At 69.1% G+C, this 16468-nt stretch carries 13 protein-coding genes; 10 read left to right on the forward strand and 3 right to left on the reverse strand.

Annotated elements, in window-relative coordinates:
• Positions 1–35: 35 nt before the first annotated feature.
• Positions 36–1982: an acetate--CoA ligase gene (acs, locus tag FK268_RS10945; protein WP_146433944.1), complete on the reverse strand. Its 1947-nt coding sequence runs from the start codon at positions 1980–1982 to the stop codon at positions 36–38.
• A gap of 224 nt (positions 1983–2206) precedes the next feature.
• Between acs and FK268_RS10950 the strand changes: the two genes are divergently transcribed.
• The 5 genes from FK268_RS10950 to FK268_RS10970 are packed head-to-tail and all read left to right on the forward strand — an operon-like array spanning position 2207 to position 8253.
• Positions 2207–3838 carry a peptide ABC transporter substrate-binding protein gene (locus FK268_RS10950; protein ID WP_231707030.1) on the forward strand — a complete coding sequence of 544 codons (1632 nt, stop codon included), beginning with the start codon at positions 2207–2209 and terminating at the stop codon, positions 3836–3838.
• A 5-nt stretch (positions 3839–3843) separates the two neighbouring features.
• On the forward strand, positions 3844–4770 hold the full coding sequence (locus FK268_RS10955) for an ABC transporter permease (RefSeq protein WP_146433946.1): 927 nt from the start codon (positions 3844–3846) through the stop codon (positions 4768–4770).
• Entirely contained in the window at positions 4763–5713 is a 951-nt protein-coding gene (locus tag FK268_RS10960) for an ABC transporter permease (protein WP_146433948.1), read from the forward strand. Before FK268_RS10955 ends, FK268_RS10960 begins: the two co-directional genes overlap by 8 nt.
• Positions 5713–7476, forward strand: a complete 1764-nt coding sequence (locus FK268_RS10965) for a dipeptide ABC transporter ATP-binding protein (RefSeq protein ID WP_146433950.1) — start codon at positions 5713–5715, stop codon at positions 7474–7476. Before FK268_RS10960 ends, FK268_RS10965 begins: the two co-directional genes overlap by 1 nt.
• Positions 7477–7515: 39 nt before the next feature.
• Complete coding sequence (locus FK268_RS10970) at positions 7516–8253, forward strand: Fic family protein (RefSeq protein ID WP_146433952.1); 738 nt, start codon at positions 7516–7518, stop codon at positions 8251–8253.
• A gap of 448 nt (positions 8254–8701) precedes the next feature.
• Here the strand turns inward: FK268_RS10970 and FK268_RS10975 are convergent, their stop codons facing one another.
• Positions 8702–9529 (reverse strand): HAD family hydrolase, encoded by an 828-nt coding sequence (locus FK268_RS10975; protein ID WP_146433954.1) that lies wholly within the window; start codon positions 9527–9529, stop codon positions 8702–8704.
• Between the two features lie 91 nt (positions 9530–9620).
• Here FK268_RS10975 and ssd point away from each other — a divergent pair, with 91 nt between their 5' ends.
• The 5 genes from ssd (at position 9621) to FK268_RS11000 (ending at position 14769) form a co-directional block, all read left to right on the forward strand.
• Positions 9621–10751 carry a septum site-determining protein Ssd gene (gene ssd / locus FK268_RS10980; protein WP_438695982.1) on the forward strand — a complete coding sequence of 377 codons (1131 nt, stop codon included), beginning with the start codon at positions 9621–9623 and terminating at the stop codon, positions 10749–10751.
• A complete protein-coding gene (locus FK268_RS10985) occupies positions 10748–11989 on the forward strand; it encodes a TadA family conjugal transfer-associated ATPase (protein WP_231707031.1) in 1242 nt (413 codons plus the stop codon). The genes ssd and FK268_RS10985 overlap by 4 nt, the downstream gene beginning before the upstream one ends.
• Before the next feature lie 285 nt (positions 11990–12274).
• The gene (locus FK268_RS10990; RefSeq protein WP_139184146.1) at positions 12275–13036 is read left to right on the forward strand and encodes a hypothetical protein; all 762 of its coding nucleotides are present in this window, start codon (positions 12275–12277) and stop codon (positions 13034–13036) included.
• Between the two features lie 130 nt (positions 13037–13166).
• Positions 13167–14306 carry a helix-turn-helix domain-containing protein gene (locus FK268_RS10995; protein WP_139184147.1) on the forward strand — a complete coding sequence of 380 codons (1140 nt, stop codon included), beginning with the start codon at positions 13167–13169 and terminating at the stop codon, positions 14304–14306.
• Positions 14307–14373: 67 nt separating this feature from the next.
• On the forward strand, positions 14374–14769 hold the full coding sequence (locus tag FK268_RS11000) for a hypothetical protein (RefSeq protein WP_068564987.1): 396 nt from the start codon (positions 14374–14376) through the stop codon (positions 14767–14769).
• A 158-nt stretch (positions 14770–14927) separates the two neighbouring features.
• On the opposite strand, the gene phoA is transcribed toward FK268_RS11000, so the two are convergent.
• The gene (gene phoA, locus FK268_RS11005) at positions 14928–16397 is read right to left on the reverse strand and encodes an alkaline phosphatase (RefSeq protein ID WP_146433956.1); all 1470 of its coding nucleotides are present in this window, start codon (positions 16395–16397) and stop codon (positions 14928–14930) included.
• Positions 16398–16468 lie beyond the last annotated feature (71 nt).

Below are 16468 nucleotides of genomic sequence, written 5' to 3' on the forward strand. Positions count from 1 at the left end.
ACGTTACCGCCCTCGTTCGCGAGATGCCAGGTGATTCAGCTCCGCTGCTTGCGGATGTTCTCGAAGACCGTCGGATCGACCAGCGTCGACGTGTCGCCCAGCTCGCGGCCCTCGGCCACGTCGCGGAGCAGGCGGCGCATGATCTTGCCGGAGCGGGTCTTCGGCAACTCGGGCACGATGTTGATCTCGCGCGGCTTGGCGATCGGCGAGATGTCCTTGCTGACCTGGGCGGTCATCTCCGCGATGAGCTTGGCGGGATCGGAGTCGTCGACGCCCTGGCGCAGGATGACGAAGGCCGCGATGGCCTGGCCCGTCGTCGCGTCCGAGGCGCCCACGACGGCCGCCTCGGCCACGGCCGGGTGCCCGACGAGCGCCGACTCGACCTCGGCGGTCGAGATGCGGTGGCCCGAGATGTTCATGACGTCGTCGACGCGGCCCAGCACCCAGAGGGCACCGTCCTCGTCGTACCGCGCACCGTCGCCCGCGAAGTACCAGCCCTGATCGGCGTAGCGCGACCAGTAGGTGTCCACGAAGCGCTCCGGATCGCCCCAGATGCCGCGCAGCATGGCCGGCCACGGCTTGTCGAGCACGAGCAGGCCGGATTCGCCGCGGGGCAGAGTGTTCCCGTCGTCGTCGACGATGTTGGCGCTGATGCCGGGCACGGGCTCCATGGCCGAGCCGGGCTTGAGCGTGGTGGTGCCGGGGAGCGGGGCGACCATGGCCGCGCCGGTCTCCGTCTGCCACCAGGTGTCGACGATCGGGGCCGAGCCGGCGCCGATGACGTCGCGGTACCAGCGCCACGCCTCGGGGTTGATCGGCTCGCCGACGGACCCGAGCACGCGGATCGAGCTGAGGTCGTGCGCGTCGGGGATCTCGCGGCCCCACTTCATGAACGTGCGCACCAGGGTGGGCGCGATGTAGTAGATGGAGACGCCGTACTTCTCGATGATCTCGAAGTGGCGGTGCTCGTTCGGCGAGTTCGGCGTGCCCTCGTAGACGATCTGCGTGGCGCCGTTCGCGAGCGGCCCGTACACGATGTAGGTGTGGCCGGTGACCCAGCCGATGTCGGCGGTGCACCAGTACACGTCCTTCTCCGGCTTGAGGTCGAAGAGGTAGTGGTGCGTGTACGCGGCCTGCGTCAGGTACCCGCCCGAGCTGTGGACGATGCCCTTCGGCTTGCCGGTGGTGCCGGAGGTGTAGAGCAGGAACAGCGGGTGCTCGGCGTCGAAGGGCTGCGGGGTGTGCTCCGGCGATGCCGCGCCCACCGACTCGTGCCACCAGACGTCGCGGTCGTGCCAGTCGATGTCGTTCTTGCAGCGCTGCACGACGATGACCTTCTGGACCGACTGGGCCTTCCGGCCGTCGATCTCCATGTCCAGGGCCTCGTCGACGTTGGCCTTGAGCGGCGCGGGCTTGCCGCGGCGGAACTGGCCGTCGGTGGTGATGACGACCTTGGCCTCGGCGTCGTCGACGCGCGAGCGCAGGGCCGCGGCGGAGAAGCCGCCGAAGACGACGGAGTGGGTCAGGCCCAGGCGTGCGCACGCGAGCATCGAGACGATGGCCTCGGGGACCATCGGCATGTAGATCGCCACGCGGTCACCGGGCTCGAGGCCCAGCGACGTGAGGTAGTTGGCGGCGCGGCTGACCTCGTCCTTGAGGTCGGAGTAGGTGAGGTCGCGGCTGTCGCCGGGCTCGCCGATCCAGTGGATCGCGACGCGATCGCCGTTGCCCGCGTCCACGTGCCGGTCCACGCAGTTGTAGGCGACGTTGAGCTCGCCACCGACGAACCACTTGGCGAACGGCGCGCCGCTCCAGTCCAGGACCTCGCCGAACGGGGTGTTCCAGTGCAGGCGGTTGGCCTGCTCGGCCCAGAAGCCCAGGCGGTCCGCATCGGCACGGTCGTACAAGTCCCTGCCGTGCGTATTGGCTTGAGCGGCGAATTCAGCGGAGGGCGGGTAAGCGGCTGTCGCGGAATCAGTCATGGGTCAATCGTAGGTACCCCGTGAGGGACCGGGCGGGGCTTTCCCGAATCTGGGACGCCGAAGGCCGGGGTTGCACGGGGTTGCCCTCCTCTTATACCCCGAGACGACGGTGCGCGGTGCGAACACGCCCGGACCGGAGTCGACGGCGGGCATTGCCGGGACAGAGTCCTGAGGTGCGCTTAAAGTGCTGTGCACTGAACTGGCCAACTCCGGCGGAGGTAGTTGTGAGAATACGAAGTAAGCGGTGGTCGACGACGCGGGCGATCCTCGCCGTCGCCGTCGCCGCGAGCCTGGCGGTGTCCGGGTGCAGCATGGACGGTGCGCGCACCGTCAACAAGACGGGGCCGGACGCGGTGATCCGCGCGTTCGCGGGTGAGCCGCAGAACGGTCTCGTGCCGACCGACACCAATGAGCAGATGGGTGGGCGCATGCTGCGCGCGCTCTTCACCGGTCTGTACGAGTACCAGGCGGACGGCACCGCCGAACTCGCGAACGCCGAGGCCGTGGACACCACGGACAACAAGCACTTCACGGTCAAGCTCAAACGCGACTGGACCTTCACGGACGGCACGCCGGTGAAGGCCTCGAACTACGTGCGGGCCTGGAACTTCGGCGCCAACGTCAAGAACCTGCAGAAGCAGCAGGACTTCTTCGCGGCGATCGACGGCTTCGAGGACGTCGCGAAGAAGGGCTCGACCGTCGACGAGATGCGTGGGCTGAAGGTGATCGACGACTACACGTTCACCATCGATCTCACTGAGCCGAACATCGACTTCAAGCTCAGCCTCGGGCATTACCCGTTCATGCCGCTGCCCGACGTCTTCTTCACCGAGGGCAAGGACAAGTTCGGGCAGAACCCGATCGGCAATGGCCAGTACAAGATGACGCAGTGGCGCCACAACGTCCAGGCCGATTTCGTGCGCAACAACGACTACAAGGGTCCGAAGCCGAAGAACGGCGGCCTGTCGTTCGTCCTCTACGCCACGCAGGACGCGGCGTACGCGGATCTGCAGTCGGGCAATCTCGACGTGATGGAGATCCTGCCGCCCAGCGCGCAGCGCTCCTACAAGAAGGTGCTCGGCGCCCGCGCGATGGAGCGGTCCACGGCGCAGACCCAGGCCTTCTCGATTCCGGAGTACCTCGATCACTTCAAGTACGACGAAGAGGGACGCCTGCGGCGCCAGGCCATCTCGATGTCCATCGATCGGCAGCTGATCATCGACAAGGTGTTCTTCGGGTCGCGGAAGCCGGCTCTCGAGTTCACGGCGCGATCGATCCCCGGATGGAATCCGAACATCCCCGGGAACGAGACCGTCAAGTACAACCCCGAAAAGGCGAAGCAGCTCTGGGCACAGGCGAACGCCATCCGGCCGTGGAGCGGCACCCTGCCCATCGCGTACAACACCGACGGCGGGCACCAGACGTGGATCGAGGCGGTGACGAACCAGATCAAGAACACCCTGGGTATCGAGGCGATCGGTAAGCCGTACGCCACCTTCAAGCAGATCCGTACGGAGGTCACCGCACGGTCGCTCACATCCGGTGCGCGCACCGGATGGCAGGCCGACTACCCGTCGCTGCTCAACTTCCTCGGCCCGCAGTACCTGAGCACGGGGAGCTCGAACGACCCGGTGTACAACAACCCGGAGTACGACGCCAAGATCCGCGCGGCGGAACAGGTGACCGATCCGGCGGCGTCGAACCGCCTGGCGAACGAGGCGCAGGAGATCCTCCTGCGTGACATGCCCGTCGTGCCGCTCTGGGACTACTTCGCCGTCGGGGCACGAGGTGAGGGCGTGCAGTCCACACTGACGTGGAACGGCGAGGCCGACTACGCGAACACCACGAAGGAGTAACACCGATGCTGCGATATCTCCTCAGTCGCCTCGGTCAGCTGGTGATCGTCTTCTTCGGCGCCACACTGCTGATCTACGCACTCGTCTTCCTCATCCCGGACGACCCGATCGCCGCGCTCGGCGGCGACCGCCAGTTGCCACCGGACGTCGTCGAGGGCCTGCGCGCGCAGTACCACCTCGACCAGCCCTTCCTGGTGCAGTACTGGTACTACATCAAGGGCGTCTTCTCGCTGGACTTCGGCACCTCCTTCTCCGGCCAGCCGGTGTGGGACGTGATGAAGCGCGCCTTCCCGGTCACCGTGAACCTGGCGCTCATCGCCCTCGTCGTCGAGGCCGTGCTGGGCATCTTCTTCGGCGTTCTCGCGGGCCTGCGGAAGGGGAAGTGGTTCGACACCACCGTCCTCTTCGTCTCGCTGATCATCATCGCGGTACCGATCTTCGTGCTCGGCTTCATCGCCCAGTTCGTCTTCGGTGTGAAGCTGCAGTGGTTCCCCGTCACCGTCGGCGGCAACCTGGACTTCTACCACCTGCTTCTGCCGGGCATCGTGCTCGGACTGGTGTCCTTCGCCTACGTGGTGCGACTCACCCGGTCGCAGGTCTCGCAGAACCTCACCGCCGACTACGTCCGCACGGCGACGGCCAAGGGCCTGCCCCGGTCGCGCGTCGTCCTGGTGCACGTGCTCCGCAACTCGCTCATCCCGGTGGTCACCTTCCTGGGCGCCGACATCGGCGCGCTCATGGGCGGCGCACTCGTCACCGAGGGCATCTTCAACGTCCCGGGCGTGGGCGGCACCATCTACCAGGCGGTGATCCGCGGCGAGGCTCCGACGGTCGTCTCGTTCGTCACCGTGCTCATCCTGATCTACCTGATCTCCAACGTGGTGGTCGACCTGCTCTACGCCGCCCTCGACCCGAGGATCCGCTATGCCTGACAATCACACCTACCCCGGACAGGAACGCTTCGTCGCCGCGGCGGACGACGTGCTCGTCGGCGCCATCGACGCCGTCGACGCGGACTCCGCGCCCGCGGGCTTCTGGAAGTCCGCATGGCTCGAGTTGCGCGGCAAGAAGCTGTTCTGGGTCTGCGTCGCACTCCTCACCCTGATCGTTCTGGTCGTCCTCTTCCCCAGCGTCTTCGCCTTCGGGAAGGACCCCTACTACGCCTCGCTGGATCGATCCCTGCTCCCACCGAGCGGCGAGTTCTGGTTCGGAACGGACCTGCAGGGGCACGACATCTTCGCGCGGACCGTCTACGGCGCCCGGGCGTCGGTCATCGTCGGCGTCCTCACCACCGCGGCGGTCGTCGTGGTCGGCGGCCTGCTCGGTGCGACCGCCGGCTTCTACGGGGGCTGGCTCGATTCGGTGATCGCGCGCCTCGCGGACATCTTCTTCGGCGTTCCGCTGATGCTCGCGGCCGTCGTGGTGATGCAGATGGTCAGCTCCCGCACGATCTACTCGGTCGTCGTGGTGCTGGCGATCTTCAGCTGGCCGCAGATCGCCCGTATCGCGCGGTCGGCGGCCATCTCGATCCGCAACGAGGAGTACATCGACGCCTCGAAGTCCTTGGGAGCCTCCAAGGTCCGGACGCTGTTCACGCACGTGATCCCGAACTGCCTCGGTCCGGTGATCGTCGTCGCCACCGTTGCGCTCGGCATCTACATCGTCACCGAGGCCACGCTCTCGTACCTGGGGATCGGCCTGCCGACGACGGAGGTCTCGTGGGGCATGGACATCTCCGCCGGCCAACAACTGCTCCGCGAGGGCACCCCGATCCTGTTCTATCCCGCTGCCGCACTGGCGATCACCGTGCTCACGTTCATGATGCTCGGTGACGTGCTCAGCGACGCACTTGATCCGAAGGCGAGGAAGCGCTGATGTCCGACGAGCACAAGCACGGTCTGGGCAAGATCAAGGACAAGGTCGCCACGGCTCTCGGCAAGTCCCCGAGCCCGCTCCTCGAGATCCGCGACCTGGTCGTGGAGTTCGAGGTGCAGGGCAAGCCGGTCCCCGCGGTGCGGGGCGCCAACCTGACGGTCTACCCCGGCCAGACGGTGGCGATCGTCGGCGAGTCCGGCTCGGGCAAGTCCACCACGGCGGCTGCCGTGATGGGCCTGCTGCAGGGCACGGGCCGGGTCGCGAGCGGGCAGATCGTCTTCGACGGCCAGGACCTGTCGAAGGCTTCGGAGAAGGACTTCCAGAAGATCCGCGGCAGCGGCATCGGCCTGGTCCCGCAGGACCCGAACACGAACCTGAATCCGCTGTGGCGCGTGGGCTTCCAGATCCGGGAGACCCTCAAGGCCAACAACGCCGAGGAGGGCGACGCCAAGAAGCGGGCGATCGCGCTGCTGGCTGAGGCCGGGATGAAGGACCCCGACAAGCGGGTGAACCAGTACCCGCACGAGTTCTCGGGCGGCATGAAGCAGCGCGCGCTCATCGCGATCGGCCTGGCCTGCCGGCCGAAGCTGCTCATCGCGGACGAGCCGACCTCCGCGCTCGACGTCACGGTGCAGCGACAGATCCTGGACCACCTGGACACGCTCACCGCGGATCTGGGCACGGCGGTGCTGCTCATCACGCACGACCTGGGCCTGGCCGCCGAACGTGCCAGTCACCTCGTCGTGATGTACAAGGGCCGCGTCGTGGAATCCGGTCCCGCGCTGGAGATCCTGCAGGATCCGCAGCACGAGTACACGAAGCGTCTCGTGGCTGCGGCGCCGTCACTGTCCGCGCGGCGCGCGGAGTCGCCCCCGGTCGCCGCCGCGGTGACCGACGTCAGGGAGGCGGAGGTCGAGGCCGAGACCGTCCGGGACGGGGTGCGGGACGCCGCGTCGACGGGGCCGGCGGAGGTCGTCGTCGCCTCGAACCTGGTGAAGGACTTCCCGATCCGTGGCTCGCTGCCCTTCCAGAGCAGCGACTTCCGCGCCGTCGACGATGTCAGCTTCACCATGCTGCGCGGCACCACCACCGCGGTGGTCGGCGAGTCCGGTTCGGGTAAGTCGACGGTGGCGCGCATGGTGCTCGGCCTGCTCGAGCCGACCGGCGGCACCGTCGAATTCGACGGCAAGGACGTCACCACGATCCGTGGGGCGGAGGCCAAGGAGTTCCGGCGCCGGGTACAGCCCGTCTTCCAGAATCCGTACGGCTCGCTGGATCCGATGTACTCGATCTACCGGGCGATCACCGAGCCACTGGTGGTGCACGGTATCGGGGACAAGGCCTCGCGCGTGGACCGGGCGAAGGAACTGCTCGAGATGGTCGCGCTGCCGGTGGACACCATGCACCGGTACCCGAACGAGCTGTCGGGCGGTCAGCGGCAGCGCGTGGCCATCGCCCGGGCGCTCGCGCTCAATCCCGAGGTGATCGTGCTCGACGAGGCGGTCTCCGCGCTCGACGTGCTCGTGCAGGCGCAGATCCTCACGCTCCTCGAGGGGCTGCAGCAGGAACTGGGGCTGACCTACCTGTTCATCACGCACGATCTGGCGGTGGTCAAGCAGATCGCCCACCAGACCCTGGTGATGGCGGGCGGCAAGGTGATGGAGCAGGGGCCGACGGATCGGGTGTACGACAACCCGACGTCGGACTACACGCGCAAGCTGATCGACGCCATCCCCGGCGGCTCGATCGAGCTGGCGGGCTGAACGGAGGGGACGCGCGACGCGCGGGCTAGGGTGGGGCGTGTGACCGACCCGCTGAGCCCGCTCGTCGCCGTCCCCGCCGTTGTGGAGGCGGCCGCTGCCGCGCGGGAGGCGCTCGCCAAGGTGCACCGTCATCCCGCGAACCGCCGCGAGTGGCGGGCCACCGCCACGGAATCGTCGTTGCGCGGCGCGCGCGCGTCCGCCGCGCTCGACGGTGCCGCGGTCGCCTTGAGCCGCGACGAACTGATCAACGACCCGGTGCTCGCCGGATCGATGCGCGCCTACCAGGCGATCGACGGTGATCTCCTGGACGCCACCGTCGGAGTCTGGCGGCGCGCGCCACTACAGGTCCTCGCTCGGTTGCACACCCTTGCAGCGGCGGACCTCGTCGACGGCGACGACACGCGCCTCGGTCGGCCCCGGCCCGGGACGGGGGAGCGGCTCGGGCTGCTCGCGCAGCTCGTGACGGGCGGCACGCAGGCGCCCGCGCCGGTGGTCGCGGCGATCGTGCACGGCGAGCTGCTCGCGCTTCGTCCGTTCGAGGTGGCCGACGGCGTGGTCGCGCGCGCGGCGTCGCGGTTGGTCACCGTCGCCTCCGGACTCGATCCGCACGCACTCGGCATCCCGGAGACCACCTGGCTCAAGTTCGCGCCCAGCTACGCCGACGCAGTCGACTCCTTCGGGATGGGCGATCCCGATGGTGTGGTGGCGTGGGTCGTGCTGTGTTGCCAGGCTCTGGAGGCCGGTGGGCTCGAAGCGCTGGCCCTGGCCGAGCGCTGATCCGAGCGGATTCACTTCGGGGAGAACGTGCCCCGGACATGCGCAACGGCGACCCGGCCTGAGCTGAGGAAGATGCACTCGAGGTGCTTTCCTCAGAACGGGTCCGAATCGCCGTTCGCTAGCACGGATCCCGGTTACCAAGCGTGCGTGAGGGTGGGCTGTATTACGGCCTCGGCGTACACCGGTGGAGAGATCCACTATCCGCAGATCCTGTGCTGACCACTGTTTCCCCGGTGACGCAGGCTCACAGCGCTTTCCGCCATAGGTGGCGAGCTCCGCGTGGGTGCCTGGTGTCCGTGCTGGGAGCCTTGACGCTCAGGAACCCTCGACCTTCTCTTCCGGTGGGGGTTTGGCTTTGCGCCGCTCCGTGACTCCTTTCTACCCTGTGATGGCCATCACAGCAAGGGGTGGAGCGGAAAAATCTCGGACGACTTGCTACCGGCCGGTATCAGTGCTTCTTCCGGTGCAGCACAAGATAAGTCGCGATACCGGTGCCCGCGGCGACCACGCCCAGGCCGGCGGTCGCGAGGACCGAGTTGCGGGAGGGGGTGGGGATCCGGTCGCGCAACGGTGTGGGGTTCGAGAAGGAGACGACGGGCCACCCGCGCTCCGCCGCCTCCTTGCGCAGGCCACGGTCGGGGTTGACGGCGGTGGGGTGCCCGACCGCCGCCAGCATGGGGACGTCGGTGATCGAGTCCGAGTACGCGAAGCACTGCTCGAGGTCGTAGCCGTGCTCGGCGGCGAGGGACTCCATCGCGACGACCTTGTTCGGGCCGTAGCAGTAGAACTCGACCTCGCCGGCGTACTTGCCGTCCTCGACCTTCATCTTCGAGGCCACGGAGTAGTCGGCCCCGAGGAGGTCGGCGATCGGTGCGACCATCTCCTCGCCCGACGCCGAGACGATCACCACGTCGTGGCCGCGGGCGTGGTGTCCCGCGATCAGCTCCGAGGCCTCCTCGAAGACGAGCGGGTTCACCACGTCGTGCAGCGCCTCGCGCACGATCGAGCTCACCTGCTCCACGTTCCAGCCCTCGCACATCTGCGTGAGGTGATCGCGCATGCGCTCCATCTGATCGTGGTCCGCCGCGGTCAGCATCATCAGGAACTGGGCGTAGCTCGACTTGAGCACGGCGCGGCGGTTGAGCAGCCCCTCGTCGAAGAAGGGACGCGAGAAGGCCAGCGCGGACGATTTCGCGATGATCGTCTTGTCCAGGTCGAAGAAGGCGGCGACCCGGCGCACCGGGGCCTCGTCGGGCGCGGTAGGGCTCACGTGCATCAGCCTACCGGTGCTACGGGGCTGCGCACCCCGCAAGAGGGGAGACCGGATTCCTCCACAACTTTCTGGAATCGGACACGTTCATCCACAGGTGCCGGTCGGATCGGGCGAACCGGACAACGCGATCGGCGACGGTGGTGCCATGCGGGGAATCGAGATCGGGATGGCGGTGGCCGAGGGGCCGCTCGCCGACGACGTGCGTCGCGCCGCCGCGGCGGCGGCGCGATCGGTCACGGACATCGACCGGGGCCGGCCCCGCGCGGGTTGGGCATCGGCGGCCGGGGTGGTGCTGGATCTCGCGGCCGCCACGGCCATGGCGGAGGCCGCCCGCGCGGGTGGGCTGCCCCGCCGGGACGGTGTCGCGATCGTCGCGGCGGAGGCCGGGATGGCGGAGTTGGCGGCGGCGGTCGAGGTGGGGGCGGCACAGGTCTTCGTCCTGCCCGCGCAGGTCAGGGAGCTGGCCCGGTTCCTCGCCGCGCGGGAACAGGACGACGGTGCCCGCTCGCGCGTGGTGACGGTCGTCGGCGGGCACGGCGGCGCAGGCGCGTCGGTCCTGGCCGCCGCGGTCGCGGTGACCGCTCCGGGGCGCGGGGTCACGGCGCTCGCGGTCGATGCGGATCCGTGGGGCGGTGGTCTCGACCTGCTGCTGGGCTGCGCCGACGTGCCCGGCCTGCGGTGGGGCGACCTCGCCCTGCGCGGAGGCCACGTGCCGGCGGACGCGCTGGTCGCGGCGCTCCCCGGCCGCGCGGGTGCCGTCGCGGTGCTGGCGGCGGGCGGAGCGACCGGTGGTGCCGCGGCGCCGGAGATCCCCGTCGAAGGCCTCCTCGCGGTCATCGACGCGGGCCGGCGGAGCGTCGGCGTCACCGTCGTCGATCTGCCGCGCCGCGACGATCCCGCCACCGCGGCGTGCCTGGAGGTGGCCGATCTCGCGGTCGTGGTCGCGGCGGCCACGGTCCGCGGGTGCGCCGCCGCCCGGTCGGTGGCCGACGGGGTGTCGGGCCGGGCCCGGCAGGTGGCACTGGTGGTGCGCGGACCGGCGCCCGGCGGACTCTCCGCGCGTGATGTGGCGCGCGCCGTCGGCTTCCCCCTGCTGGCGTCGATGCGGCCGCAGCCCGGCCTCGACGCCCAGCTCGACGGCGGCGGCCTGCGCCTGCGGAGGGGATCGCCGTTGGCGGTCGCCGCGGGCCGGGTGCTGGACGGCGTGCGCAGGGGTGCGGTATGACCTCACCCGATGCGGATCTGCTCGCCCGCGTGCGGGAACGGCTCGCGCACTCCGCGGCGGTGCTCACGCCCGACGTGATGGCCGCCGCCCTGCGCGCCGAATGCGGAGGCGTGCTCGGCGATACCGATCTGCTCGACGGGCTCGCCTACCTCGAGACCGAACTGGTGGGCGCGGGCCGGCTCGAGCCGCTGCTCGCCGACCCGCACGTCGCCGACGTGCTCGTCTGCGGCCCGCGCAGGGTGTGGATCGACCGGGGCGCGGGCCTCGAACGCACCGATGTGGTCTTCGAGGACGACGATGCCGTGCGCCGCCTCGCCGCGCGGCTCGCGCTCGCCGCCGGCCGCCGCCTCGACGATGCACAGCCCTGGGTCGACGGGCACTTGTCCGCCGGACCGGGCGGGCGCGCGGGCAGTGGGATCCGCCTGCACGCGGTGCTGCCGCCGCTGGCGCACGGCGGAACCTGCATCTCGCTGCGCGTCCTGCGTCCCGCCACGCAGACGCTGGACTCCCTCATCGACGGTGGCGCCGTACCGGCGGGGGTCGCTGAACTGGTGCGCCGGGTGGTGACGGCGCGGCTGGCCTTCCTCGTCGTCGGCGGGACCGGCAGCGGTAAGACCACGCTGCTCAACGGCCTGTTGGGTGCGGTGGACCCGGCGGAGCGGGTGCTCTGCGTCGAGGACGCGCACGAACTCGACCCCGTGCACCCGCACGTGGTCTCGTTGCTCGCGCGCGGTGCGAACGTCGAGGGCGTTGGCGAGGTGACGGTGCGCGATCTGGTCCGTCAGGCGCTGCGCATGCGTCCCGACCGGATCGTCGTGGGCGAGGTCCGCGGCGCCGAGGTCGTCGACCTGCTCACCGCGCTCAACACCGGCCACGACGGCGGGGCGGGCACCGTCCACGCGAACTCCCCGCGGGAGGTGCCCGCGCGACTCGAAGCCCTCGCCGCCCTCGGAGGGCTGGGGCGCGAGGCACTGCACGCGCAGCTCGCGGCGGCTTTCTTATCTGTAGCTATCGGTTCGGTGTCCCACTCTGTAGCGGACGGTGTTCTGGGGTCGTGCTGTGTTCGTCTGCGTCAGTGTTATCTGGGCTGTAGCGGATGGTGGGGTTTCAGTCGATGCCGAGTTGGTGTTCCCAGCGGTCCCAGTCGTCGCCGGCGGGGTGGCTCTCGCCGCGGGCTTTGCGGTGGCGTGTGCGTTCCTGAGCGAACCAGGCTTCGACCCAGGGCGGCAGCACAGTGACTCCGTCGTAGAAGTCGTCCCGGATGTCGCTCTCGGTGCCGTCGGGTAAGTCGCGATTGGTGCTCACTCCTATTGGGACGCATCGGCTCGGTGATCGGTTCCCTGCCTTCTCCTCAAATCGGTCGGAGCCGTCGAGTTCGATGGTTGCGCTGCGGCGTGTCCGAACGTCAGGATCGTTACCCCCTCTGCAAGATGGACAGCAAGTTTGGTAACGATTTCTGGGGAGGCGTCATGGTGCGGATCGAAGGGCTGCGTCCGAGGGCGCCGCGAACGCAGGCATTGCGAATGCTGCGGCCGCATATGGTGCCGATCGCTGCGATCGCGCTCGCTGCGGATGAGGCGTGTGCGCAGTTGTGTGAGGCGTTGTACCTGGATCCGGCGTCGCGACGTCGGTACGACTCGAAGTCGCGGGGGCTGCTGACGGCGATGGTGTGGTCGGAGGGGCTGCGCGAGTGGACCAACGCGGTGAACCCGCCGCACGTGCGGCTGCACGAGCCGCACAACTGGACCGAGCTGATCGTGCACGGCAACCTGCACGTGAAGGTCGAGCGGGACACCCCGTGGCGGCAGGTCTCGCAGAGTGAGCGCCAGCGGCTGCGCAAGCAGCAGTGCCAGGACTACACGCTGCCGTTCGACGTGGTGAGCACCGCCGAGTTCGCGGTGACCAACGTCGACCTGTCCGGAACGCTCAACGACGCGAACCGGATCATCGGAGTGCAGGCCCGCACCCGCCTCGGCGAGCGGTACCTGTGGGCCCCGCACGAGGTGGACATCGAGTCGGCGCGCCGCATGCTGGTGGCCTGGCGGCGCCGCAGGGTGCCGTGGCTGATGACTTCCGAGCGGGCGTTGGTGCTGGCCGCAACGGACGAAGCCCGTGAGGAAGCGGCCCGCCTGCGTGCCGAGAATGAGGACCTTCAAGACCGCCTCGCCCGCGCTGAGGCCGACATCGCCGTCCTCGCCCGCAGTGCCGGCCTGGCCGCGGAGCGCAGCCGCTTCGAGGTCCCCACCAACCCGAACGCCGCCGAGGATGCCGAAGCGGACGAGTAGAACCCCAACGGCCGTTCCTCCTCCGTGGTGCGGGTGTGACGGTAGGGATTACCGGTGATCGGGGAATGATTGCGTGGTGTTCGGCACGTCAGCGTGATCCGTGAGGGTGGGAGGGTCTAAGATTTTGGCCATGGGAACGGTGACGGATCTTGATTCGCGGGCGTCGCGTTCGCCGCTGTCGACCGACCGCTGCGCGGTGGCCGCCACATTGAGCGCCACCCGTGAGCGCCGCGGACTGACGGCCAAGCAGGTTGCTGATGCCTTGGGGCGTTCCCCGAGTTACGTCTCGCGCGCTGAGAGCGGCGACGGATCGGTCAGTGGTGCGGATCTGACGTTGTGGGCGCAGGTGCTCGATGTGACCGAGGAGCTGCTGTGCACGGTGTTGCCGCAGGAGCCGCCCGAGGGTGTGCACTTCCGTAGCCAAACTGTCACTAAGCGGTTGCAGGACAGGTTGATTCAGCATGCGAACTTCGCCGGTTGGATGCTCAACCGGTTGCATGAGGACACGTTGGCGACCGCGGTGCATCCGCGGTCGGTGCCGCAGCTGGATGTGGACCTGCTCGATGAGGGGTCGGAGGAGGCCGCGCAGCTGGTGCGGCAGGCGTGGCGCATCCATGGCCCGGTCTCCGACATCGCCGGCCTGCTCGAGAGCGCCGGGATCATGATCTTGCCGATGCCCGCCGATGTGGACAAGGTCGACGCGATCAGCGTCCGCACCACCGGCCCGGTGACCGCTGTGATCCTGCTCAACCCCCACGCGCCGGAGGATCGGCAGCGGCACACCCTCGCCCACGAGCTGGGGCACCTGGTGATGGATGAACTGTCGGGTGTGTCGTTGGGGCTCAAGGAGATCGAGAACCGGGCGGATCGGTTCGCCGCGGAGTTCCTCGCCCCATACGGGTCGTTGCGCGACGAGCTGCGGGGGATCACCCCGGCCCGGATCGACACCCTCGACGATCTGCGGCGCCGGTGGGGGGTAAGCCTGTCGGCGCTGGTGCGCCGCGCGCACGTGCACGCCGACATCACCGAATCGCAGTACCGGTACTGGTTCCGCACCCTCAACGCCCGGAACCTGCTGCGGGACAAGCGGCGATCGACGTACCCGGTCCGGCCGCAGGCGGCCGCGGAGTTCTTCGCCTCACTGCGGAACAGTCGCTACGCCGTCGCCGATATCGCTGCGATCACCGCGACCAGGCCCCGGGAGTTGCAGGACGTGTTCGGCGACTCGTGGCCGTTCCCGCGGCTGCGGCCGCAGCTGAGCAGCGTCTAACCCCGTCCAGGTCGCTGTGCGGGCTATCCGCCGGACGTGGCGTCCGGCGCCGCTTCCACCGGACGCGGTGCATTCGGCCGCAGCCACGCTGCGTGAGCACCAAACCGAGCAGGACGTCGCCGCCGGCGGCGAGGTGCGCCGCCGCGTCGTCTGCGACGACGGCAGGGTCGCGCTCGGCCGCGTCAAGCTCAACCGTCGCCGAAAGGCCCGCCGCACCTACGCGTTCCTGATCTGGCGTGAACACGGCGAGCGTCGTGAGCTGATGCTCGGCGAAGCGACCGCTCGCACCTTCCCGGCCAACCTACGCGCCGCCTGGGATCTGGTGCACGCGCACCGGCTCACCACCGCCGAAGGACGACGCACCTGGCCGCAGACCCGCCACCAGCTCCATGCCCAGGCCGTCCATGACCGCAACGGGAGCGAAGGGCCGGACTGCGCAACGCCCCGCGAAACGCACTCGTGATAGCCACCTACGCCGAGTTGCGGGTGGCGCCGCTGAACACGATGCTCCGTCGGCCCGGGACATCGAGCCGGGCTGTCCGGCCGGCGATCATGCCGACCGGGATCTCGTCCAGTCGGTCCGCGAAGGGTGATCGCGAACGCGTGGCCGTGGCTTGCCTCCTACTTCTTGGCCCGGTCCAGGCCGAGTACGTCGGTGATGTAGAAGAACGGGTCGGTCTGGTCGGTGACGCCGACGACGTTGGCGGCGCCGGGGCCGTACGCGGCGATGCGGACCTGGCCGCCGGTGTGCTGCTCCTCGCCCGGGTCGAGCGACGTGCCGTAGTTGACCGTGAGCAGGCCGCCGTCCTTGGTGTTGAGCGTGCGGGTCAGGCCCGGGGTGACGGAGCCGGTCTCGACGATCTGGCTGGTGTGCGCGTGATCGCCGGTGACGATGACCAGGGTGTCCTTGTCCTTCTTCGCGAAGTCGAGCGCCGCGGTGACGGCCTCGGACAGCTGGACGGTCTCGCCGATCTGGCCGCACGGGTCGGCGTCGTGGTTGGCCTTGTCGACGGAGCCGGACTCGACCTGCAGGAAGAAGCCCTTGTCGCCCCCCAGCAGGTCGATCGCCTTCTTGGTCATGGTCTCGAGCTTCGGGGTCGCGGCGAACTCGGGGTTCGGCGAGCAGGTGACGGCCGGCTCCTTGCCGCCCTCCTTGGTCGCGGTGGCCTTGCCCCACAGGCGGGGCAGGTTGCCGTCGGCGAAGACGCCGAGCAGCGGCTTGTCCTGGCCCGCGTCCTTGACGGCGTCGAGCTCCTCACCCGAGCGGACCATCTGGTAGCCGCGCTCCTTGGCCTGCACCTCGAGCGTCTTGCCCGCGTACTGGCCGGCGCCGGCGACCTCCTGGAAGGTCTTGAAGCCGCCGCCCAGGGTGACGTCGGCGCGGGCCGCCAGCAGCTGCTCGGTGATCGACCCGAGGCCGCCGTTCTCCAGGGCGTCCGACGCGCACTTCTCCTTGGTGGCGACGGGGCCGTAGCACTTGCGCTGCGCGACGTGCGCGACCTGCACGGCCGGGGTCGCGTCCTGCAGCTCGGTGGTGGTGACGTTGCCCGTCTTGCGGCCGTTGGCCTTGGCGATCTCGAGGATCGAGCGCTGCGCCTTGCCGTTGACGTCCACGCCGACGGCGCCGTTGTAGGTCTTGGTGCCGGTGGCCCACGCGGAGCCGGAGGCGGCGGAATCGGTCGTGTAGTCGGGCTTCTTGGTGTTCTTGTCCAGCGCGTACGTGGTGTAGTCACCCGACAGCGGCAGCTGGTCGATGCCGGGGATCTGGCCGCCGGCGCCCCACTGGTAGTCACGGGCCAGCGTGAGCTCCTGGTTGGCGGTGCCGTCACCGATGATCAGGATGACGTTCTTCGCCTTCGACCGCTGGATCGAATCGGCGATCGCCTGCGTCTGGTCGCCGGCGAGGCGCTTCGCACCCCCGTGGGCGGTGATGTCGCCCGCCGCGGACCGGGTGATGTCCACCTTCGACGCGGTGTCGCCCGAGACCCCCGGGCCCCCGTCGTTACTGCCGCACGCCGCCACGACACCGAGCACCGCCACCACGCTGACGGCCGCCGCGACGCGCGTCTTTCCACCATCGATCTTCGTCATTGCAGCATGGGATCACACGTCCTTGAACGATCCTTACTGTCGAGGTGAACACTCTGTGCCGATGTCGAGTT

This window comes from Tsukamurella sputi (genome assembly GCF_007858445.1).
GTDB classification, from domain to species: domain Bacteria; phylum Actinomycetota; class Actinomycetes; order Mycobacteriales; family Mycobacteriaceae; genus Tsukamurella; species Tsukamurella sputi.